The sequence below is a fragment of the Streptomyces puniciscabiei genome (assembly GCF_006715785.1).
Taxonomy (GTDB): Bacteria; Actinomycetota; Actinomycetes; order Streptomycetales; family Streptomycetaceae; genus Streptomyces; species Streptomyces puniciscabiei.
On record NZ_VFNX01000001.1, the window covers coordinates 4,937,728 to 4,956,174 of the forward strand.

Consider the following 18,447-nt stretch of genomic DNA (forward strand, 5'->3'; position numbering starts at 1 on the left):
TGCTGTGGTTCGCCGTGGGTGGTGTCATTCTCCCACCCGTAGGAGACGAAACACACGGCCGGTCAGTTCGCCGTACGGACCGTGACCTTTCCGTTCGCGGAGTCCGCGGACACGGTGTGCGGGCTCCTGTCGTCCCGGGGCACGGACACCGACACCCCTCCGTTGTCCGAGTCCGCCGTCACGTGGTAGGCGGCGTGGGGCAGCGCGACCGTCACCGCGCCGTTGTCGGAGGTGACGTCCACGTGGTCCGGCACGCGGTGGAGGGTGAGGTCCACTTCGCCGTTGCTCGTCTCGGCCCGCACCCGGGGCGCGGAGACGTCCCCGCTGACCGCGCCGTTGTCCGAGTGCAGGTCCAGCGTTCCGGTGGAGTCGGTGACGTGCACGGGACCGTTGCCGGTGCGGACACTGAGGGGCTCGGCGAAGCCGCGCGCCTGCACCCCGCCGTTCCCGTCGTCGACGGTGACCCGGATCCCGCGCGGCACCTCGATCCGGTACTTGGCCGAGCAGTCGGCGATGAACCCGTCGCAGTGCATGCGCAGCTTCAGCCGGTCGTCCTCGAAGGACCAGCTCACCCGGGGTGAGCCACCGACGACGACCCTCCCCTTGAACCACCGGGTGACCTGGACCGCCCCCGCCTTGTCGGCCGGCGCCGCGACGATCTCGAGATCCGCGTCGTCGGAGTCGACGGTGAGGGTGCCGCCGTGCAGCGCGAAGGACCGGTGGTCGGGATGTTTGTCGTCCCCGGCGGAGGCCCCGCAGGCGCTCACCCCGGCGGCGAGCACGCCGGTGACGACGGCCATGGCCGCGGTGCGGACAAGAACGGAACGGGCCATACGGGCCATACGACATCTCCCCCTGAGCCGGCCCGTCGGGTCACGACGGCCGGAGCAACTCGGTCTCCGCCGACCCTAAGTGATCATCGGTCCCGCCCCCGATCCGGCAGCCTCCCGGACCGGGGGTGGGGTTAACCCCCGTAAAACGGCCCGTGGCCCGGCCTTACGGGTTTGCGGTGCACCGGTCCGGGCAAGGTAGGCTGTCGACTCGTCCTGGGCGCAGCCCGGGTGTCCGGGTGCGTAGCTCAGGGGTAGAGCGCCTGCCTTACAAGCAGGATGTCGGCGGTTCGAAACCGTCCGCGCCCACAGTCGAGCCCCCGGCCCTGCGGCCGGGGGCTCCGTCATTCCTCCTCGCCGTCCTGCTCGTGCACGTGCTTCAGCTTGGTGCGGGCGTCCATGCGGTCCGCTGCCGGAACCTCGGCCCAGAACCGGTGCGTGCTGACGAACACCGCGAGCTCGTGCTCGCGCCGGCGCAGCTTCTCCACCTCGGCCTGCTCGTCCGCCGTCCAGCCCGGGGACGCGGGCCGCTCCACCTTCCGCCAGCCGGTGTCGTCGCTGAAGCCGTCCATCGGCTCGACCGACCAGGGAAGGCGCTTGAGCAGGGCCGACAGCTCGGCCCGGACCTGATGCAGCTCCTCCTGACCGGCGCGGAGGTCACTGGGGAATTCATAGGTCGTAGCCACACGCCAATGCTACGCCTGTTCGATTTTGAGTGGCGAGTTCGTTCCTGGGGTTCGGGGGAGGTTCAGCCGAACGGGTGGCGCGGGCCTCGGCCGGCCCAGTGGCCGCCCGGCCACCGGGCCGACGGTCGCCCTCAGTGGCCGGCGGCGCGCAGTTCGGCGACCAGGCGGGCCGTCACCGGCACCGGGACACCGTGCCGGTCGGCCGCGCGGAGCAGCGCGCCGCCGATGGCGTCGAGTTCGAGCGGACGGCCCGCCTCGGCGTCGCGCTGCATGGACGACTTGGCGCCGGGCGGGAAGGCGTCGTACCGGGCCAGAGCCTGGACCGGGTCGGCGGGGGCGCCGCACGCACGGCTGACCGCGGCGGTCTCGGCGACCAGGGCCGCCAGCTCCTCACGGTGCCGGGTGCGCACCTCGCCGAGGGGAAGGCCGTAGCGGGTGGTGAGCAGGGCGAACGGGGCGAGGAACGCCATCTTGGCCCACAGGGCCGCCGTCTCGTCCTCGGCCACACGGGCCGTCGCGCCGGCGGAGGCGAGGGTGGCCGCGAGGCCGTCGAGCCGGGCGCGGGGTACGGCGTCGCCGGCCAGGTCGAGCTCCGTGAACGGGCTGCCGTGTTCGATCAACCCCGGAGCGACACGGGTGGACTCCACGCGGATCACCGCCGGGGCGACCCGGTCGGCGCGATAGCGGGCGCGGAGCCGGTCGGGGTGCTCGATGCCGTTCAGGAGCGGTACGACCAGGGCGTCGCCCAGAGCCTCGGGCGGCACCCGGGTGAGGGCGGAGTCCAGCGCGGTGTGCTTGACGGCGATCAGGCAGGCGTCCACCGGTTCACGCAGCTCGGTGTCCGCCTCGACGGGGGTGGTGAACTCGCCGAACTGCGGGCTGCGCACGGTGATTCCGGTACGGCGCAGGGTGTCGGCCGTGCGGTCCTGCGCCAGGCAGATCACGCGGTGGCCGGAGCGGGAGAGCAGAGCGGCGAGAAGTCCGCCGGTGCCGCCGGGGCCGAGAACGGCCACGGTGTTCCTGGTCGCCATGGGGGCGTTCGCCATGAGGCTGTTCCTTTCGACGGTCGGCCCCGGGAGTCGGTGGCCGCCTTCGGCGCGATCATCCCACCGGAACGCGGCGTGCGTGAGACTGGGTTCATGTGCCGGAGTATCAAGACGCTGCGTCCGCCCGTGCTGCCCGGTGAGGCCACGGAGGAGGACATCCACGCCGCCGCGCTGCAGTACGTGCGGAAGGTCTCGGGGTTCCGGGCCCCTGCCGCGCACAACCGCGAGGCCTTCGACCGCGCCGTGGCCGCGGTGGCCGAGGCCACGGCGGAACTGCTCGGGGGCTTGGAGGTGCGGGGCCGGTCGGTGCGCAGCGCCCCGTAGAACCGGGGGATGCGTCTTGGTCTGATCGCCCGTCAGAAGGGCATGGGGCCAAGGCGGTTCGGGATCCGAATGCTCGCGGAAGGCGTGCGCGGGCGTCCGGCGTGCGGCGTCCGGCGTGCGGCGTTTTCCCGGGCGGAGCCGCGAGCGGAACCGGAGTCATGGCCAAAAGTTGAACTTGCAAGCAGTGGTTAGGTGCCCCTAACCTGTGGTCCTCGTTCGGTACCGCCGCTCCCCCCATGACCGGCCACGTGGACGTCCCCGGCCGGTCCGACCGACACCGAAGAGGAGAACCCCCCTCATGACCGCACGTCTCAACTCCGCTCAGCCCTATGTCCTCGGCCTCTTCCGCATCGTCGTGGGCCTGCTCTTCGCCGTGCACGGCGCCGCGTCCCTCTTCGGCGTGCTCGGCGGCGCCGCCGGCACCCAGGGCGGCACCATCCCGGCCGGCACCTGGCCCGGCTGGTACGCGGCCGTGATCCAGCTGGTCGCCGGCGGCCTGGTGCTCGTCGGCCTCGGCACCCGCGCGGCCGCGCTGATCGCCTCGGGCTCGATGGCGTACGCCTACTTCGACGTGCACCAGCAGGCCGCCCTGTGGCCCATCCAGAACGGCGGCGAGCTGTCGGTCCTGTTCTGCTGGGCCTTCTTCCTGCTGGTCTTCTCCGGATCCGGCGCCTTCGGGCTGGACCGGCTCGTCGCCCGCCGCACCGCCGCGGACGGCCGGGCCGCCACCGAGCAGGCCCCGATAGCCGCCTGACCCGGCACGGCGCCCTTCCCCGCCACGAGGGGGGAAGGGCGCCGTCCTGTCCGCCGGGGCCGGCGCTGCTTACGCCGTTCCGCGGAACGGCACGGTGAAGCAGGCCACCCGGGCCCCCTTGGTGCCGGGCTCGCTGTGGATCACCACCGAGCCTGCCTCGCCCTTCCGGACGGCCCAGCTGTGCTTGGCGACGGCGGTGCCCTTGCCGCGGGCGTTGGACTTGAAGTCCAGCCAGATCTCGTTGTCCTTGGTGGTGTGGGCGGCGTCCATGCCGGGCTGGTTCTGGTAGTGCATGCCGGCGGCGGCGGGGTCGGCGCCACAGGCCTTCTGATGGACGTGGACGCCGAAGAGGTGGTTGGGCTTGACGCCGGACACCGACAGCTCGACGGTCGTGACACCGTTCGGCTTGGTGAGCTGGCGGATCTGGATCCGCGAGCCCGCCGGGACGAGACCCTGGTCGTACGCCACCGCCTTCGACGTGTGGGAGGCGTTCGGCGGGGAGAACACGCCGAACGTATTCAGCCAGGAGTCGTTGGCGGTGCTTCCGGTCCCGGTCGCGAACAGGGCTGCGGCGAGGGTGCCCGCGTATATGGCTGCCACCATGATGTGCACCTTTTTCTGCGCTTCTGCGCCGTTTCGTTCGAGTGTGTGCCTGAAGTTCAGGACAGGCCTGTCTCCATTGCGACGGACGCGGAAGGGGTGCGCCGCACAGCGTGCGCTGTTCGGGTGAGAGAGGGGGCGTGGGAGGCCTCTTGGACCGCTTGAGCCCCTCTTCGCCCCCACGGCCCCTTCTGTCACACCCCCGGCGTACGCTGTGTGGCTGTCGACGGGGGAGCAACGGGAGTCGTGGTGTTCGAGGATGTGGGGTCACTGGCCGCCGGACCGTGGATCTATGCCGCGGTGGCCGTGTCCGTTCTGCTTGACGTGTTCGTGCCAGTGCTGCCGAGCGGCGTGCTGGTCATCACGGCGGGTACGGCAGCGGCGGCGGGCTCGGGCGCGGCGGCCGGCCGGGTCCCGCACGACGTGCCGGACCTGCTGGCCCTGATCCTCTCCGCGGCGACCGCCTCGGTCCTCGGCGATCTGGTGGCGTACCGCCTGGCCTGGCGGGGCGGTGCACGGCTGGACCGGGCCATCGCCCGCTCCCGGCGGCTGACCACCGCGCAGGAACGTCTCGGCGATGCCCTGGCGCGGGGCGGCGGCGCGCTGGTCGTGCTCGCCCGGTTCGCCCCGGCGGGGCGTTCGGTCGTCTCCTTCGGCGCCGGTGCCGCCCACCGCCGGGCCCGCGACTTCGTTCCCTGGTCCGCCCTGGCCGGCCTCTCCTGGGCCGCGTACAGCGTCGCCCTCGGCTACTACGGCGCCCAGTGGCTGGGTGCGACATGGGTGGCCACGGGCGTCTCGTTCGCGGCGCTGTTCGCCGTGGGCGCGGCGGCGGGGTACCTCATGCGGCGCCGGGCGGTGTAGGCCCGGAGGTCCACGGGGCGGAGCCCCCTGGTACAGGCACGGAAGTCGGGCCGGCCGGCCCGGACGGTGCCGGGGTTCAGCAGCTCGCCAGATAGTTCGTCAGCGCGGTCTTCTCGGCGGAGTCGACCGCGAGGTCGTAGTAGTACTTCACCTGCACCCAGGCGCGGACGTAGGTGCAGACGTAGGCGGACCGGGACGGGACCCAGGTCGCCGGGTCCTGGTCGCCCTTGGCCTGGTTGACGTTGTCGGTGACGGCGAGGAGCTGGGGGCGCGTGACGTCGTTGGCGAAGGCCTGCCGCTGTGCGGTGGTCCACTTGCCCGCGCCGGAGTCCCAGGCCTCGGCGAGCGGGACGAGGTGGTCGATGTCGACGTCGGAGGCGGCGGTCCAGGTGGCCCCGTCGTAGGGGGAGTACCAGCTGCCGCTGGTGGCGGTGCAGGCGGAGTCGGTGACGACGTTCGTGCCGTCCCGCTTGAGGATCCACTCCCGGGTGTTGCAGGTGCCGGAGATGGTGATCCAGGTCGGGAACTTGTCGCGGCTGTAGCCGGTCCGGTTCTCCGTGGCCACGGTGAGCTGGGAGAGATAGCCGCGGGCGGTGGCGGTGCTGACCGGCGTGGGCAGGGCGGCGGAGGCGCTCGGGGAGTCGAACAGGGCGGCGGAGGCTATGAGTCCGGTAAGGGCGGCGAGTATGCTCAGCCGTCGACGCGCGTAGAGCCTGGGCATGGTGAACTCCCTTGCGGGGGTGGGGTTTTGGGTGCGAGCGGGGGAATGCTCGCCAGGCCGTGTTGCCGTGGGGTGAGCGCTCGGTAAGAAAATAGTGACGTGTCCATGTCACGAGCAAGGCGGCGGCCGGCTTCGGGGCAGAACCTTCACATCCCTTACGATGGGGAGCGCAGAAGGGGAGTAGCCCTTCGCCGGACCGTCGACATACTGCTCAGCCAGCCTGAGCCGGCGCCCGGAGGCGGATCTTCGAGTCTTTCGAGGGCCGCCGGCGAGACCTTCGGCAAGCAGTGCACGTCCGTGTCCCCGCGACACGGACGCCCAGTGTGCTGCCCTGCCGAGGTGTCATCGCGTGACGCAGCACTCTCGTCGGGGCGGCCCCGACCGATTGAGGAACCTTGATCAGCATCACCGTGACGGCGCTCGTCTTCGGCGTCATCTTCCTCGCCGAACTGCCGGACAAGACCGCGCTCGCCGGCCTCGTCCTCGGCACCCGCTACCGCGCGAGCCACGTCTTCGCGGGTGTCGCCGCCGCCTTCCTGCTGCACGTCGTGCTCGCCGTCGCGGCCGGCAGCGTGCTGACCCTGCTGCCCCGGCAGATCGTGCACGCCCTCACCGGCGTCCTGTTCCTCGGCGGCGCCGCGGTGCTCCTGCTGAAGAAGGGCGAGGACGAGGAGGAGATCAGGAAGCCCGCCGACCAGTCCTTCTGGAGGGTCGCGGGTACGGGCTTCATGCTGATCCTCGTCGCGGAGTTCGGCGATCTCACCCAGATCATGACCGCCAACCTCGCCGCCCGCTACGACGATCCGGTCTCCGTCGGCCTCGGCGCCGTCCTCGGCCTGTGGGCCGTCGCCGGACTCGGCATCGTCGGCGGAAAGGCCCTGATGAAGAGGGTGCCGCTGCGGCTGATCACGCAGATCGCGGCGCTGCTGATGCTCGCGCTCGGCGCGTGGAGCCTGTACGAGGCGGTGGCGGGCTGAGCCCCGCCCCGAAGATGGCCGAGCTGAACGGCGGGTGAACCCTTCCGCGAGGCGGTGGCGGGATCCGCCCCTGGTTTTGTACCGTAGAGAAACAAAGTGGCTCCCGCCCGTTTTCCCTGACCGGCGGGCGGGGCCGCCTTGCCCCTGCCCCCGGGGACCTTTCCGCCGGGGTCTTTTCCTCCCTGGAGCTTCCTGGAGCTGCCGATGACGGCCACCGTCACGCCCACCGTCCTCACCGCCCGCGCCCTCCTGCTCGACATGGACGGCACCCTCGTCAACTCGGACGCCGTCGTCGAGCGCATCTGGCGCCGCTGGGCCGAGCGGCACGGGCTGGACGGCGACGAGGTGATGAAGGTCGTCCACGGCCGGCAGGGGCACGCCTCCATGGCCGTACTCCTGCCCGGCCGGCCCGTGGAGCAGAACCTCGCCGACAACGCCCGCATGCTCGTTGAGGAGACCGCCGACACCGACGGCGTGGTCGAGATCCCGGGCGCGGGCGCCTTCCTCGCCTCCCTGCGCGGCCTTCCGCACGCCCTGGTGACCTCCGCCGACGTGCCGCTGTCCACCGCGCGCATGAACGCCGCCGGGCTGCCGCTGCCGGAGATCCGCGTCACCGCCGAGTCGGTCGGCGCGAGCAAGCCCGATCCCGAGGGGTTCGTGAAGGGCGCCGCCGAACTCGGGGTGGATCCGGCGGACTGTGTCGTCTTCGAGGACTCCGGTGCGGGCATCACCGCGGGGCGGGCCGCGGGTATGACGGTGGTGGGGGTCGGGCCGCGTGCCGGCCAGCACGGGCCCGACGTGGTCGTGCCGGACCTCACCCGGGTACGGGTCGAGGCCACGGGGGACGGGACGATCCGGCTCCACATCGGCTGACGGGCCGTCCTCCGCCCGCTCTCACGGCTCGGAGGTCTCCGCCTCCAGGCTCTGTCGCGTCGCGTGCCCGTACACCCCCAGGGTGTCGCCCTGGATGCCCCGGGCCAGCTGGTAGTTGCGCACGGCGTCCTCGACCGGGCGGGTGAAGACGCCGTCGATCCGGTCGCCGTAGAGGTTCAACTGCCGCAGCCGCTCCTGGAGTTCGGTCACCTGCGGGCCCTGGTCGCCGCGTTGCAGCACCGGAGCGACGACCGGGGTGGTCCGCGGGGCGGCGAAGGTCGTCGTGGCGGCGGTCGGGGAGGCCGGGCGGGACGTGGTGGCGGACACGGCCGGGGTCGGCGACGTGGACGGCGTGACCGACGGGCTCGGGCGGCTCGCCGGAGCGGAGGGCGCGGGCAGGGGCGTGTGGGGCGGGGCGGGGGAGGACGCCGGTGCCGGTGCCGTCGGGTTCGGTGCGGTCACCATCGGGACCCTCTCCCTGACCTCCTGGGCCGCCCGCTCCCGGGACGGCGTGTGATACGAGAACAGGCCGCTCGCGAACCCGGCGGCGAGGGCCGTGCCGGCGAGTGCGAGTGCCGTGCCGGCGGCTGCGGCCGACGAGAGGGCGGTGCGGGGGCTCCGCCGGTTCGGCCGGTTGTCCATCGGGTGCGGTGGGTCGTCGTTCGGGTGTGGTGGGTTGTCGTTCGGCTGCCGCGCCGTCGTGGCTGGTCGCGCCCCCGCGGTGGAGCCGCATGTCGAAGCACTGCCCCGCGCCCCTTCGGGGCGCTCCGGTGCCGCTCTCAACGGCAGCGTGGTCTCGGTGGGAGCCACCTTCACGTACGGCCGTATCCGCAGCGGATCGAAGTCCTCCGCCGCTGCCGCCTCGGCCGTGCGGGTCTCGCGGAGGGCCTCCGCCGCGCGCTCGGTGCAGTCGCAGGACGGGCTCAGGTCCCGGCCCCTCGGCGCGCCGCACTCCGGGCAGCTGTGGCCCTCGGATTCACTCACGTGTTCGCCCTCTCCTCGGCACCTGCAGACACTATGCGCATCTTCTTCGCATCCGCCCGGGGAAACGCGGGACTCAACAGGCCATAAACGGTGACACCGACCACGATGGAAGAGGTGCATCCCAGCCCCGGGAGGTCTCCATGGCCCTGGACACGCACGGCACGGAGAAGGAGATCAAGGCCGCCGAGCACGTCACCGGCAATGTGTTCGTCTCGATCGGCGCCCTGCTCCTCGGACTGCTGCTCGCCGCGCTCGACCAGACGATCGTGTCGACCGCGCTGCCCACCATCGTCAGCGATCTCGGCGGTCTGGAGCACCTGTCCTGGGTGGTCACCGCCTATCTGCTGGCCTCGACCGCCGCGACCCCGCTGTGGGGCAAGCTCGGCGACCAGTACGGCCGCAAGAGGCTGTTCCAGACCGCCATCGTCATCTTCCTCGTCGGCTCCGCGCTGTGCGGCATGGCGCAGGACATGCCCCAGCTGATCGGCTTCCGCGCACTGCAGGGGCTGGGCGGTGGCGGCCTGATGGTGCTGTCCATGGCGATCGTCGGCGACATCGTGCCGCCGCGTGAACGCGGGCGCTACCAGGGGCTGTTCGGGGCGGTGTTCGGGGCGACCAGTGTGCTCGGCCCGCTGCTCGGCGGGCTGTTCACCGAGCATCTGAGCTGGCGCTGGGTGTTCTACGTCAACCTGCCCGTCGGTGCCGTCGCGCTCGCCGTGATCGCCACCGCCCTGCGCATCCCGCGCCGCACCGCCCACCACGTCATCGACTACCTGGGTACCTTCCTGATCGCCGCCGTCGCCACCTGCCTGGTCCTGGTCGCCTCCCTCGGCGGTACGACCTGGTCCTGGGGCTCGACGCAGATCGTCGGGCTCATCGGACTGGGCCTGCTGCTGGCCGTGGCGTTCGTGGCCGTCGAGCGGACGGCCGCCGAACCCGTGCTGCCGCTGAAGCTGTTCGGCATCCGCACCTTCACCCTCGCCGCTGTCATCAGCTTCATCGTCGGTTTCGCCATGTTCGGCGCGATGACCTATCTGCCGACGTTCCTGCAGGTGGTGCACGGCATCTCGCCGACCCTGTCCGGCGTGCACATGCTGCCCATGGTGGTCGGCCTGCTGCTGTCGTCCACGATCTCCGGACAGATCGTCAGCCGCACCGGCCGCTGGAAGGTCTTCCCGCTCACCGGCACCGCCGTCACCGCCCTCGGCCTGCTCCTCCTCCACCGGCTCGACGAGCACAGCCCGACCGCCGAGATGAGCGTCTACTTCTTCGTGTTCGGCCTCGGCCTCGGCCTGGTCATGCAGGTCCTCGTCCTCATCGTGCAGAACGCGGTGTCGTACGAGGACCTGGGCGTCGCCACCTCCGGCGCGACCTTCTTCCGCTCCATCGGCGCCTCCTTCGGCGTGGCGATCTTCGGCACGGTGTTCGCGAGCCGCCTCGGCGACAAACTCGCCGCCGCCTTCCGGGGCGCCCATCTGCCGCCCGGCGTGAACGCGAACGCCCTGAAGTCCGACCCGCGCGGCATCGCCGCCCTGCCGCCCGCCCTGCGCCCGGCGGCCCTGCACGCGTACGCGTCCGCCATCACCGACGTCTTCCTCTACGCCGCCCCCGTCGCCGTCCTCGGCTTCCTGCTGGCCTGGTTCCTGAAGGAGGACCCGCTGCGCGGCTCGGTCACCGCGCCGGACGCCTCCGAGACCATCCCGCCCAACCCGGTGGAGCGGTCCTCCTACGACGAGTGCTGCCGCGCCCTGTCGCTGCTCGGCACCCGCGAGGGACGCCGCGAGATCTACCGGAAGATCACCGAACGGGCCGGGTACGACCTGCTGCCCGCCGCCAGCTGGATGCTGCTGCGCATCCGCAAGTACGGCTCCGTCGAGCCGGGCGTGCTCGCTGAGCGCAGTCCCGTCCCGCTGGAGGCCGTCCTCGCCGCCGCCCGCCAGGTCGAGGAACGGCAGCTCGCCGAACGCCAGGGCCTGGACCTGTACTTGACTCCCTCCGGCCGCGTGGTCGCCGAACACCTCGCCAAGGCCCGCGAGGAGTCCCTCGCCGAACTCCTCGGCGACTGGTGGGAGCCCGGCCGATCCACCGACCTGACCCAGCTCGTGCGGGAACTCACCGGCGAACTGTGCGGCACGGACCGCGAACGACCGCACGACGCGACCGGCGCCAAGGTCAGCTGACCGCCAGCTCCTTGCGGAACCAGTGCTCGGCGTGGACGTCGTCGTTGTGCGGGCCGGTCTCCGTGTAGCCGAGTCGGGCGTACAGGGCGCGGGCCTCCACCAGGTCGCCGCGGGTGTCCAGGATCAGCCGCCGGGCGCCGAGGGAGCGGGCGGCCTCCTCGGCGGCGGCCACCAGTCGCGGGGCCCCGCCCCTGCCGCGCAGACGCTCGTACACGAACACCCGGGTCAGTTCCGCCGTGTCGGGCTCCAGCAGCCGTACCCCCGCCGAACCGGCGGGCTCGCCCCCGTACCGGCCGACGAGCAACTGCCCGGTGGGAGGGGCGAGTTCGGATCCGGTCGTGGCCGCGATCTCCCGCTCCAGCTCGCCGGGGTCGGTGCGGCGGCCCTCGTGCAGCAGATACCAGCGGTCGCTGACCTCCGTGTAGTACGCCCGCCACAGGGCGGCGGCGACCGGGGAGTCGTACGGTTCCGGGGCGATCGTCCACGTCATGCCGGCCATTGTGGGCGCTCTTCGCCGTGCCGCCGAGCGCGTTTTCCGCAGACTGGGTGCCGTGAACCGCACCGACCGTCTCTACGCCCTCGTCGAGGAGTTGCGCGCCGCCGCTCCCCGGCCCCGCAGTGCCCGGGTGCTCGCCCGGCGCTTCGAGGTCAGCGTCCGCACCATCGAGCGGGACCTGGCCGCGTTGCAGCAGTCCGGCGTGCCCGTCCACGCCGAGCCGGGCCGCAGCGGCGGGTACGTGCTCGACCGGGAGCGGACGCTGCCGCCGCTGACCATCACCCCGGCCGAGGCGACCGCCCTCGCCGTGGCCCTGCACGCCCTGGCCGGGACGCCGTTCGCGGCGGACGGGCGCAGCGCGCTGCACAAGGTGCTGGCCGTGATGCCGGAACGGGAGCGCAGGGCGGCGGCCGAGCTGACCGAGCGGGTACGGCTGCTGGTCCCGGCCGCCCGCCCGGAGCGGCCCGCCGGCCCTGTGGTGCCCGGCGCGCTGCGGGAAGCGCTGACCGCGGGCCGCGTGCTGCGGCTGGAGTATGCCGACGCCGCCGGCCGGATCACCGCCCGGGACGTGGAGCCGCTCGGCTTCCTCGGCGGCGAGGAGCACTGGTACCTGGCGGCGTGGTGCCGGCTGCGGGACGCGCCGCGCGGCTTCCGGCTGGACCGGGTCCGCGCGGCGACGGCCCTGGACGAGCGGGCCCCGCACCGCGCCGTCGACCTCGCCGCCCTCGACACGCTCGGCTCCGACGTCGTACCGCTCGACGCGGCGACGGTCCTCTGACGGATGTGACGGCAATCACCGACAGGGGGGTGTCGCGGGCCGGGCGGAGGCTGATGCCCATGACAACGACGCAACGGACCCCCGCACTCACCCCTGCCACCGGCATCGCCCTCTTCGACCGCTGGACCGCCCTGTGGAACGGCGACTTCAGCGACCCGGAGGCCTTCCTCGCGCCCGGCTTCCGCATCCGCTTCGGCAACGACCCCGAGCGCGGGGCCGCCACCGACGAGGTGTACGGCCCCGCCGGGATCGTCGGCCTGGTCTCCGCCTTCCGCGACGAGCGGCCCGGGCTGCGGTACACCGTCGACGGCACGCCGACGGTGGACGGCGCTCTCGGCCGGGTCGCCTGCTGCTGGTACGTGACCCAGGCGGACGGCACCCAGAAGAGCGGGATCGATCTGCTGGAGGTGGTGGACGGGCGGATCGCCACGGTCTGGTCGGTGACCGGGCTGCGTCGCTTCGCGCACTGACCACCGTTTGTGGCTCCCCTTCCGGGTCACCCGGAGGGGGAGCCGGTCAGCGGGGCCGGCGGGATCGGAAGGGAAGCATGTCCACTGGCATGATCGTGTTGACCGTGATCGTGGCGGTCGTGGTCGTCGCCGCGGCCACCGCCCCGTTCGTGCGCGGCCGCGGACGGTACGGCGGGCCCGGCCTGAAGCGGCGCTTCGGACCCGAGTACGAGCGCGCCGTCGCCCTGCACGACGGGGACACCAAGGCCGCCGAACAGGAGCTCGCCGAGCGCGTCGAACGCCACGGCGACCTGCGGGAACGGCCACTGGACTCGGCCGGGCACGAGCACTACGCGGCCCGCTGGGCGGCCGTGCAGGAACACTTCGTCGCCTCGCCGCGGCAGGCGGTGGCCGAGGCCGACCAGCTGCTCGCGGAGCTCGCGGCCGCGCGCGGCTACCCGGACGGCGGGCGCTACGACGAGCAGGTCGCCGCGCTGTCCGTGCACCACGCCGACCACGTCGACGGCTACCGGCAGGTGCACCGGGTGGCCCGTGCCGGGGCGCGCGACGGGCTGACCGAGGCCGGCTCCGGGACCGAGGAGATGCGTACCGCGCTCGTCGGCGCCCGCGCCCTCTTCGACGACCTGACCCACCCCTCCGGGGAGACCGGCCGTCACCGGGCGACCCACGCCCGCGGCCGCTCCCACACCCCCAGGGCCTTCAACAGGAGCCACCTGAAGGAGAGTTGAGCATCATGTCGGACAGCACGAGCGGCCCCGCCGACGAGCGTCCGACCGGCCGTTTCCGCCGGCCGCCGGACGAGGACTGGACCCCGGAGGACATGCCGCTGGGCCACCACACGCCGAGAGACCCCCTGCCGGAGGAACGGCTCCCCGGCGAACCGCCGCCGGGCGCCACCTCCCGCCTCCCCGGCTCGATCGGCCCCGGCAGGAACGGCCTGACAGCCGACGACCTCACCCCGGAGGACACACCCCCACACCCACCGGGCCCCGGGTACGAGAGCCCGATGCCGGATGACGGGCTGGGGGTGCCGTCCTCTGGGGAGGTGACCGGGCGGGAGGCGCACACCACCGAGTCCAGGGCGCCGGACGCGTGGCCGACGGCACCGGGCGGTACCGGCGCACCCGGCACCCCGGCGGCGGCCGCAGGCGCACCGGCCCCCGGCGTCGGCGAGCCGGCCCCGGCTCCCTCCGGTACCGGCGCCCCCCTGCTGCCCCACGACGAGACGGCCCGCTGGGAGCAGCGGATGCGGCAGCTGGCCGTCGGGTTCGTGGACGAGCCCCGGGGCGCGGTCGAGCAGGCCGATCATGTGCTGGAGGAGATCGCGGAGCGGTTCGAGGAGGCCGTGGAGCGGCGGCGGCGCACGCTGCGGCGGTCCTGGGAGGCCTCCGAGGACCGTGGACCCGGCACGGACACCGACACCGAGCAGCTCCGGCTGGCGCTGCGCGACTACCAGGAGCTGGCCGGGCGCCTGCTACACATCTGAACGATCACGTCCGGCGGCAGCCCTGCGCTGCCGCCACTCGCGTACGACCTCCTCGACGTCGTACGGCTTCCTGCCCAGCGGGGGACCGGGCGGCGGCTTGAACATCATGTCCTTGATCTTGACGTTGACGTCCTCGATGATCTTCCGGGCGATCCGCTCGGAGGGTGCCGCGCAGGCCGCCGCGAGCGCGTCCTCGGCCTCCTTGCGCAGGGCGAGCGCGGGCGGCAGCACGGACAGACCCTCGCGCGCCATCTTCCGCTTGACCCACCACAGTTCGTCATAGGCGGAGTCGAGACCGGCGGGCAGCGGCTCACCCGTGCCCGGCAGCCGCTCGAACTCACCCCGCCCCTGCGCGTCACGGATCTGCTTGTCCACCCAGGACTCGAACGGCACACCCGGTGGCTTTCGCTCGGTCATGAGCCCATTGTGCCGGACGCGGCCCCGCCGGGCGTTTTATCATGCGGCGGCGGCACGGCAATCCGGCCGCACTGCAACGATGGTCGTGCAGAGGGTCGTACAGGGGGAAACGCACGTGCTCGAACTCACCATGGCCACCGTCTCCGGGGCCGACGCGGGCGCCACGGCCGGGATGACGATGGCCGAGGCGCCGAGCGAGCCGGGCGCCGTGCTCCGGGTCGGCCGGGACGCCTCCGTGTGCCGGCTGGTCACCCCCGAGGACTGGCTGTTCGTCTCCCGGGTCCACCTGGAGTTCCTCTGCGGCCCCGACGGCGGCTGGCACCTCACCTGGCTGCGCGGCTCACAGGCCGAGCCGTCGTCCGAAGTGCGGCTGATGGCCGGGGAGTACGCGCAGCCCCTCGGCTACGGCGCGACCGTGCCGCTGCCGCGCGGTGGGTCCGGCGAGATCGTCGTGCAGGACCGCACCGCGCCGCGCAGCGTCAACGTCGGCTTCTACCACGAGGCCTGAGCCCGGGCCCGGCGGCGACGAGAGGGCTCAGTCCAGCACCCGGGCCAGCGCGAAGCCGTCGTAGCCCTTGCTGCCGACCGTCTGGATCGCGGTGCCGCTCAGCCTCGGGTGGGTGCCGATCAGCTCGATCGCGGCGCGCGTGCCCACGACGTCGGGCTCGGGGCTGCTCGCGTCGACGACCCGGCCGCCGCGCACCACGTTGTCCACGATGATCAGGCTGCCGGTGCGGGTGAGGCGCAGCGCCCACTCCACGTAGTGGGCGTTGTTGGCCTTGTCGGCGTCGATGAACACCAGGTCGAACGGGGCCGGGTTCTCGTCGGCGAGCTTGGGCAGCGACTCCAGGGCCGGACCCACCCGCACCTCCGCGATCCGGTCCAGGCCGGCCCGGGCGAGGTTCCGGGTGGCCACCTCCGCGTGCTTGGCGTTGTACTCCAGCGACACCAGCCGGCCGTCCTCGGGCAGGGCCCGGGCCAGCCAGATCGTGCTGTAGCCGCCGAGTGTGCCGATCTCCAGGATGTGCCGCGCGCCCTGCGCCTGGGCGAGCAGCTGGAGGAACTTGCCCTGCGCCGCCGTGACGGAGATGTGCGGCAGACCGGCTGCGTCGTTCTCCCGCAGGGCCGCCTGCAGCGCCTCGTCATCGGGGGCGAGCCGGCTGGTGAAGTAGTCGTCGACGTCGTCCCAGAGCTGGGAGTCGCTCATGCTCCTGCTGCCTTTCCCGAGTGTCTGCCGTTCCCGCACACATCGTCTCAGCCGACGGGCGCCGACGGGGGGAAAGGCGGCGGAGCCTGTACGGGCGGCGGCGCAATCACCGGCCGCCGGGAGCGCCGTACGACGATCACGGCGCCGGCGGCGGCGACCAGCAGGAGTGCTCCGCCCATGGTGAGCAGCCAGGCCGGGATCCCGGCGACCGCTCGCATCCGGTAGTCGTAGATCACCTGCTGGACCGGGGCGTCGGTGGCGGCGCGGCGCAGCTCGTGGTCGCCGGAGATGCGGGCGGGCTCGGGAAACCGCTGAGTGAGCGCGGTCAGGTACGGCGTGCCGGCGGCCAGCCCGCCGAGGGCGCCGGCCTGCGTGTGGAGGCGGCCCGCGAAGACCACGCCGGGCCACGGGCCGCCGATCGTGGTGCGGGTCTCCATGCGGTGGGCGGCGAGGACGTACAGGCCGAGCGACTGCGGGGTACGGGCCAGCCGGGACAGCCGCATCGGGTAGACCGGACGGTCGGCGGCGAACGTGAGGTGGAGGGGGTCCAGCGCGCCGTGCAGCGCGGTGCCCCGGGCGTCCGGGGCGAGCCGGACGGCCACGTACTCCCAGCGCCGGTCGACGTACGGCTGCAGGGCCGTCCGCAGCCGGGCGGGCAGGGGGAAGCCGTGGGCGTGCAGCCAGTCGCCGAGGGCCGCCGGGTCGGTGGCGGTCAGCCGGGCCACGTCGAACGGGCCGAGCCGCTGGCGACCGACCACACCCACGCCGCCGGCGGCCTCGGGCGGTGCGGCGGCGTCTCCCGCGTCATGGCTGTCGAAGGGCCAGTCGCCGTTCTTCGGCCAGAAGTAGTACCGGGTGCGGTGGACGGGCTGGATGGCCCTGGACAGCTGGTCGAAGAGCGCGGGATCGCCGAGGCGGACGGTCGCCCGGTGCGGGACCGGCATGATCCAGGCGGCGTGCCGGGCGTCGCCGTTCACCGTCAGCCGCATCACGATCTGCTCCTGACGGCCGTCCCAGCGCAGCACGGACTGCTCCTGGGCGACGGATATCTCCGCCGCCGGATCCGGCACCATCGCCCCGCACCCACAGGCGTAGGCCGGGGCGATGAGCCAGGACAGCTGCACGCCGAGGAGGGCGAGGACCAGGGTGACTATGCGAGCGCGGGCTTGTTTCACGGGGCAACAGACGGCGCCGCGCCCGCAAACGGTTCCGGCATGGGGAAGCGCCCCGAAGGGGCGCGGGGCTGTGTTCAATGTGCGGCTCCGCCGCGTGGGCGCGACCAGCCACAGTCCACCCGCACCCGGGACACGGCAGGAAACCCCTACGGCGCTTACCGCTGCTCCACTGCCGGGGCGGAACCCGGCAACGGCCGCCCCGCACACTCGGCCATCCGCCACACCGCGAACCCGCCCACGACAGCCGCGGCCATCATGTAATACGCGGGCATCATCATGTTCCCCGTCGCCCCGATCAGCGCGGTCACGACCAGCGGAGTCGTCCCGCCGAACAGCGACACCGACACGTTGAACCCGATGGACAGGGACCCGTACCGCACCCGCGTCGGGAAGAGAGCGGGCAGCGCGGCCGGCATGGCCGCCGTGAAGCAGACCAGCAGCAGACCCAGCGCGCCCATGCCCAGCGCGACGGCGAGCAGGCTGCCCTGGCGGATCAGCAGCAGGGCCGGGACGGAGAGGAACAGGAAGCCCGCGCAGCCGGCCGCGATCACCGGGCGACGGCCGACCCGGTCGGTCAGCGCACCCGCGAACGGCTGGACGATCATCATCAGGGCCATCACGCCCAGCACGACCAGCAGCCCGTGCGTCTCGTCGTACTTCAGCTCACTGGTGAGGTAGCTCGGCATGTACGACAGCAGCATGTAGTCGGTGACGTTGAAGACCAGCACCAGGCCCATGCACAGCAGCAGCGCCTTCCACTGGCCCGCGACCATCTCGCGCAGCGGCACCTTCGGCCGGGCGGCCTCCGCCTTCTCGACCTCCGCCGCGAACGCCGGGGTCTCCTCCAGCCGCATCCGCAGATACAGGCCGATGAGGCCCATCGGGCCCGCGATCAGGAACGGGATGCGCCAGCCCCACGACACCAGGTCGTGCGAGGACAGCAGCGCGGTCATCAGGGTGACCAGGCCCGCGCCGCCGATGTAGCCCGCCAGCGTGCCGAACTCCAGCCAGCTGCCGAAGAATCCGCGCTTCTTGTCCGGGGCGTACTCGGCGATGAAGGTCGACGCGCCTGCGTACTCACCGCCGGTGGAGAAGCCCTGCACCAGCCGGGCGGCCAGCAGAAGCAGCGGGGCGCCGACGCCGATCGAGGCGTACGACGGGATCAGGCCGATCGCGAACGTGCCCGCCGCCATCATGATCATCGTGACGGCGAGGACCTTCTGGCGGCCCACCCGGTCGCCCAGCGGACCGAAGACCATGCCACCGAGCGGCCGGACCAGGAAGGCCGCCGCGAAGGCGCCGAAGGTCGACAGCAGCTGCGCGGTCGGGTTGCCGGACGGGAAGAAGACCTTGCCCAGGGTGACCGCGATGTAGCTGTAGACACCGAAGTCGAACCACTCCATCGCGTTGCCGAGCGCGGCCGCCTTCACGGCGCGCTTGACCAGCGCGGGGTCGGTGACGGTGACGTCACGGGCCTTGGTGGCCCGCCGGGTCTTCAGGGACGGGGAGACGGCTGTGGCGGTCGCCAAAACGGGGCTCGCCTACCTTTCGACGGGGACAGGGGCACGGTCCGTACGGCGAC

Annotated in this window: 22 protein-coding genes and 1 tRNA gene; 12 read left to right on the forward strand and 11 right to left on the reverse strand. The window is 72.7% G+C overall.

Annotated features, from left to right (window positions below; translation table 11 throughout):
• Positions 1–62: 62 nt before the first annotated feature.
• A complete protein-coding gene (locus tag FB563_RS22820; protein WP_055704088.1) occupies positions 63–833 on the reverse strand; it encodes a DUF4097 family beta strand repeat-containing protein in 771 nt (256 codons plus the stop codon).
• A gap of 234 nt (positions 834–1,067) precedes the next feature.
• On the opposite strand from FB563_RS22820, the gene FB563_RS22825 reads away from it, so the two are divergent.
• Positions 1,068–1,139 (forward strand) — tRNA-Val (locus FB563_RS22825).
• 35 nt (positions 1,140–1,174) lie between these two features.
• On the opposite strand, the gene FB563_RS22830 is transcribed toward FB563_RS22825, so the two are convergent.
• Positions 1,175–1,516: a hypothetical protein gene (locus FB563_RS22830; RefSeq protein ID WP_055704047.1), complete on the reverse strand. Its 342-nt coding sequence runs from the start codon at positions 1,514–1,516 to the stop codon at positions 1,175–1,177.
• Between the two features lie 131 nt (positions 1,517–1,647).
• Positions 1,648–2,562, reverse strand: a complete 915-nt coding sequence (locus FB563_RS22835; protein WP_199832710.1) for a ketopantoate reductase family protein — start codon at positions 2,560–2,562, stop codon at positions 1,648–1,650.
• A 93-nt stretch (positions 2,563–2,655) separates the two neighbouring features.
• Here FB563_RS22835 and FB563_RS22840 point away from each other — a divergent pair, with 93 nt between their 5' ends.
• Positions 2,656–2,886: a DUF2277 domain-containing protein gene (locus tag FB563_RS22840; RefSeq protein WP_199832709.1), complete on the forward strand. Its 231-nt coding sequence runs from the start codon at positions 2,656–2,658 to the stop codon at positions 2,884–2,886.
• 298 nt (positions 2,887–3,184) lie between these two features.
• Positions 3,185–3,640, forward strand: a complete 456-nt coding sequence (locus FB563_RS22845; RefSeq protein ID WP_055704045.1) for a DoxX family protein — start codon at positions 3,185–3,187, stop codon at positions 3,638–3,640.
• Between the two features lie 69 nt (positions 3,641–3,709).
• Here FB563_RS22845 and FB563_RS22850 read toward each other — a convergent pair whose 3' ends face one another.
• On the reverse strand, positions 3,710–4,243 hold the full coding sequence (locus tag FB563_RS22850; RefSeq protein ID WP_055704044.1) for a superoxide dismutase family protein: 534 nt from the start codon (positions 4,241–4,243) through the stop codon (positions 3,710–3,712).
• Between the two features lie 246 nt (positions 4,244–4,489).
• Here FB563_RS22850 and FB563_RS22855 point away from each other — a divergent pair, with 246 nt between their 5' ends.
• Complete coding sequence (locus FB563_RS22855) at positions 4,490–5,101, forward strand: DedA family protein (protein ID WP_055704086.1); 612 nt, start codon at positions 4,490–4,492, stop codon at positions 5,099–5,101.
• A 76-nt stretch (positions 5,102–5,177) separates the two neighbouring features.
• On the opposite strand, the gene FB563_RS22860 is transcribed toward FB563_RS22855, so the two are convergent.
• Complete coding sequence (locus FB563_RS22860; RefSeq protein WP_055704043.1) at positions 5,178–5,822, reverse strand: HNH endonuclease family protein; 645 nt, start codon at positions 5,820–5,822, stop codon at positions 5,178–5,180.
• A gap of 395 nt (positions 5,823–6,217) precedes the next feature.
• On the opposite strand from FB563_RS22860, the gene FB563_RS22865 reads away from it, so the two are divergent.
• Together FB563_RS22865 and FB563_RS22870 are read left to right on the forward strand one after the other, a co-directional pair.
• On the forward strand, positions 6,218–6,799 hold the full coding sequence (locus FB563_RS22865; protein WP_055704042.1) for a TMEM165/GDT1 family protein: 582 nt from the start codon (positions 6,218–6,220) through the stop codon (positions 6,797–6,799).
• Between the two features lie 204 nt (positions 6,800–7,003).
• Positions 7,004–7,672, forward strand: coding sequence for an HAD family hydrolase (locus FB563_RS22870; RefSeq protein ID WP_055704041.1), 669 nt, complete (start codon positions 7,004–7,006; stop codon positions 7,670–7,672).
• A gap of 21 nt (positions 7,673–7,693) precedes the next feature.
• On the opposite strand, the gene FB563_RS22875 is transcribed toward FB563_RS22870, so the two are convergent.
• On the reverse strand, positions 7,694–8,656 hold the full coding sequence (locus FB563_RS22875; RefSeq protein WP_244329031.1) for a peptidoglycan-binding domain-containing protein: 963 nt from the start codon (positions 8,654–8,656) through the stop codon (positions 7,694–7,696).
• Between the two features lie 140 nt (positions 8,657–8,796).
• On the opposite strand from FB563_RS22875, the gene FB563_RS22880 reads away from it, so the two are divergent.
• The gene (locus FB563_RS22880; protein WP_055709789.1) at positions 8,797–10,836 is read left to right on the forward strand and encodes an MDR family MFS transporter; all 2,040 of its coding nucleotides are present in this window, start codon (positions 8,797–8,799) and stop codon (positions 10,834–10,836) included.
• On the opposite strand, the gene FB563_RS22885 is transcribed toward FB563_RS22880, so the two are convergent.
• Positions 10,829–11,335, reverse strand: coding sequence for a GNAT family N-acetyltransferase (locus FB563_RS22885; protein ID WP_055709788.1), 507 nt, complete (start codon positions 11,333–11,335; stop codon positions 10,829–10,831). The two genes, FB563_RS22880 and FB563_RS22885, sit on opposite strands and share 8 nt — an antisense overlap.
• A 52-nt stretch (positions 11,336–11,387) precedes the next feature.
• Between FB563_RS22885 and FB563_RS22890 the strand changes: the two genes are divergently transcribed.
• The 4 genes from FB563_RS22890 to FB563_RS44150 all read left to right on the forward strand — a co-directional run bounded on the left by FB563_RS22890 (position 11,388) and on the right by FB563_RS44150 (position 14,066).
• On the forward strand, positions 11,388–12,110 hold the full coding sequence (locus FB563_RS22890) for a helix-turn-helix transcriptional regulator (protein WP_055709792.1): 723 nt from the start codon (positions 11,388–11,390) through the stop codon (positions 12,108–12,110).
• A gap of 59 nt (positions 12,111–12,169) precedes the next feature.
• Positions 12,170–12,580, forward strand: a complete 411-nt coding sequence (locus FB563_RS22895) for a nuclear transport factor 2 family protein (protein ID WP_055709787.1) — start codon at positions 12,170–12,172, stop codon at positions 12,578–12,580.
• A gap of 77 nt (positions 12,581–12,657) precedes the next feature.
• Positions 12,658–13,308: a hypothetical protein gene (locus FB563_RS22900; protein ID WP_055709786.1), complete on the forward strand. Its 651-nt coding sequence runs from the start codon at positions 12,658–12,660 to the stop codon at positions 13,306–13,308.
• 5 nt (positions 13,309–13,313) lie between these two features.
• Positions 13,314–14,066: a hypothetical protein gene (locus FB563_RS44150; RefSeq protein WP_234358045.1), complete on the forward strand. Its 753-nt coding sequence runs from the start codon at positions 13,314–13,316 to the stop codon at positions 14,064–14,066.
• Here the strand turns inward: FB563_RS44150 and FB563_RS22910 are convergent.
• Positions 14,055–14,483 carry a DnaJ family domain-containing protein gene (locus FB563_RS22910; RefSeq protein WP_079049080.1) on the reverse strand — a complete coding sequence of 143 codons (429 nt, stop codon included), beginning with the start codon at positions 14,481–14,483 and terminating at the stop codon, positions 14,055–14,057. The genes FB563_RS44150 and FB563_RS22910 overlap by 12 nt on opposite strands.
• A 115-nt stretch (positions 14,484–14,598) precedes the next feature.
• On the opposite strand from FB563_RS22910, the gene FB563_RS22915 reads away from it, so the two are divergent.
• Complete coding sequence (locus FB563_RS22915; protein ID WP_055709785.1) at positions 14,599–14,991, forward strand: FHA domain-containing protein; 393 nt, start codon at positions 14,599–14,601, stop codon at positions 14,989–14,991.
• A gap of 27 nt (positions 14,992–15,018) precedes the next feature.
• On the opposite strand, the gene FB563_RS22920 is transcribed toward FB563_RS22915, so the two are convergent.
• From FB563_RS22920 to proP, 3 genes are all read right to left on the reverse strand, one after another.
• Complete coding sequence (locus FB563_RS22920) at positions 15,019–15,690, reverse strand: O-methyltransferase (protein WP_055709784.1); 672 nt, start codon at positions 15,688–15,690, stop codon at positions 15,019–15,021.
• A 47-nt stretch (positions 15,691–15,737) separates the two neighbouring features.
• Complete coding sequence (locus FB563_RS22925) at positions 15,738–16,865, reverse strand: DUF2330 domain-containing protein (protein WP_055709783.1); 1,128 nt, start codon at positions 16,863–16,865, stop codon at positions 15,738–15,740.
• 155 nt (positions 16,866–17,020) lie between these two features.
• Positions 17,021–18,394 carry a glycine betaine/L-proline transporter ProP gene (gene proP, locus FB563_RS22930; RefSeq protein WP_055709782.1) on the reverse strand — a complete coding sequence of 458 codons (1,374 nt, stop codon included), beginning with the start codon at positions 18,392–18,394 and terminating at the stop codon, positions 17,021–17,023.
• Positions 18,395–18,447 lie beyond the last annotated feature (53 nt).

What these genes read in the sequence shown, in the direction of transcription:
- FB563_RS22920 (WP_055709784.1), bottom strand. Translation starts at nt 15,690, where the DNA reads ATGAGCGACTCCCAGCTCTGGGACGACGTCGACGACTACTTCACCAGC.
- FB563_RS22840 (WP_199832709.1), top strand. Translation starts at nt 2,656, where the DNA reads ATGTGCCGGAGTATCAAGACGCTGCGTCCGCCCGTGCTGCCCGGTGAG.
- FB563_RS22910 (WP_079049080.1), bottom strand. Translation starts at nt 14,483, where the DNA reads ATGACCGAGCGAAAGCCACCGGGTGTGCCGTTCGAGTCCTGGGTGGAC.
- FB563_RS22885 (WP_055709788.1), bottom strand. Translation starts at nt 11,335, where the DNA reads ATGGCCGGCATGACGTGGACGATCGCCCCGGAACCGTACGACTCCCCG.
- FB563_RS22895 (WP_055709787.1), top strand. Translation starts at nt 12,170, where the DNA reads ATGACAACGACGCAACGGACCCCCGCACTCACCCCTGCCACCGGCATC.
- FB563_RS22870 (WP_055704041.1), top strand. Translation starts at nt 7,004, where the DNA reads ATGACGGCCACCGTCACGCCCACCGTCCTCACCGCCCGCGCCCTCCTG.
- FB563_RS22900 (WP_055709786.1), top strand. Translation starts at nt 12,658, where the DNA reads ATGTCCACTGGCATGATCGTGTTGACCGTGATCGTGGCGGTCGTGGTC.
- FB563_RS22850 (WP_055704044.1), bottom strand. Translation starts at nt 4,243, where the DNA reads ATGGTGGCAGCCATATACGCGGGCACCCTCGCCGCAGCCCTGTTCGCG.
- FB563_RS22835 (WP_199832710.1), bottom strand. Translation starts at nt 2,562, where the DNA reads ATGGCGAACGCCCCCATGGCGACCAGGAACACCGTGGCCGTTCTCGGC.
- FB563_RS44150 (WP_234358045.1), top strand. Translation starts at nt 13,314, where the DNA reads ATGTCGGACAGCACGAGCGGCCCCGCCGACGAGCGTCCGACCGGCCGT.
- FB563_RS22820 (WP_055704088.1), bottom strand. Translation starts at nt 833, where the DNA reads ATGGCCCGTTCCGTTCTTGTCCGCACCGCGGCCATGGCCGTCGTCACC.
- FB563_RS22845 (WP_055704045.1), top strand. Translation starts at nt 3,185, where the DNA reads ATGACCGCACGTCTCAACTCCGCTCAGCCCTATGTCCTCGGCCTCTTC.
- FB563_RS22880 (WP_055709789.1), top strand. Translation starts at nt 8,797, where the DNA reads ATGGCCCTGGACACGCACGGCACGGAGAAGGAGATCAAGGCCGCCGAG.
- FB563_RS22860 (WP_055704043.1), bottom strand. Translation starts at nt 5,822, where the DNA reads ATGCCCAGGCTCTACGCGCGTCGACGGCTGAGCATACTCGCCGCCCTT.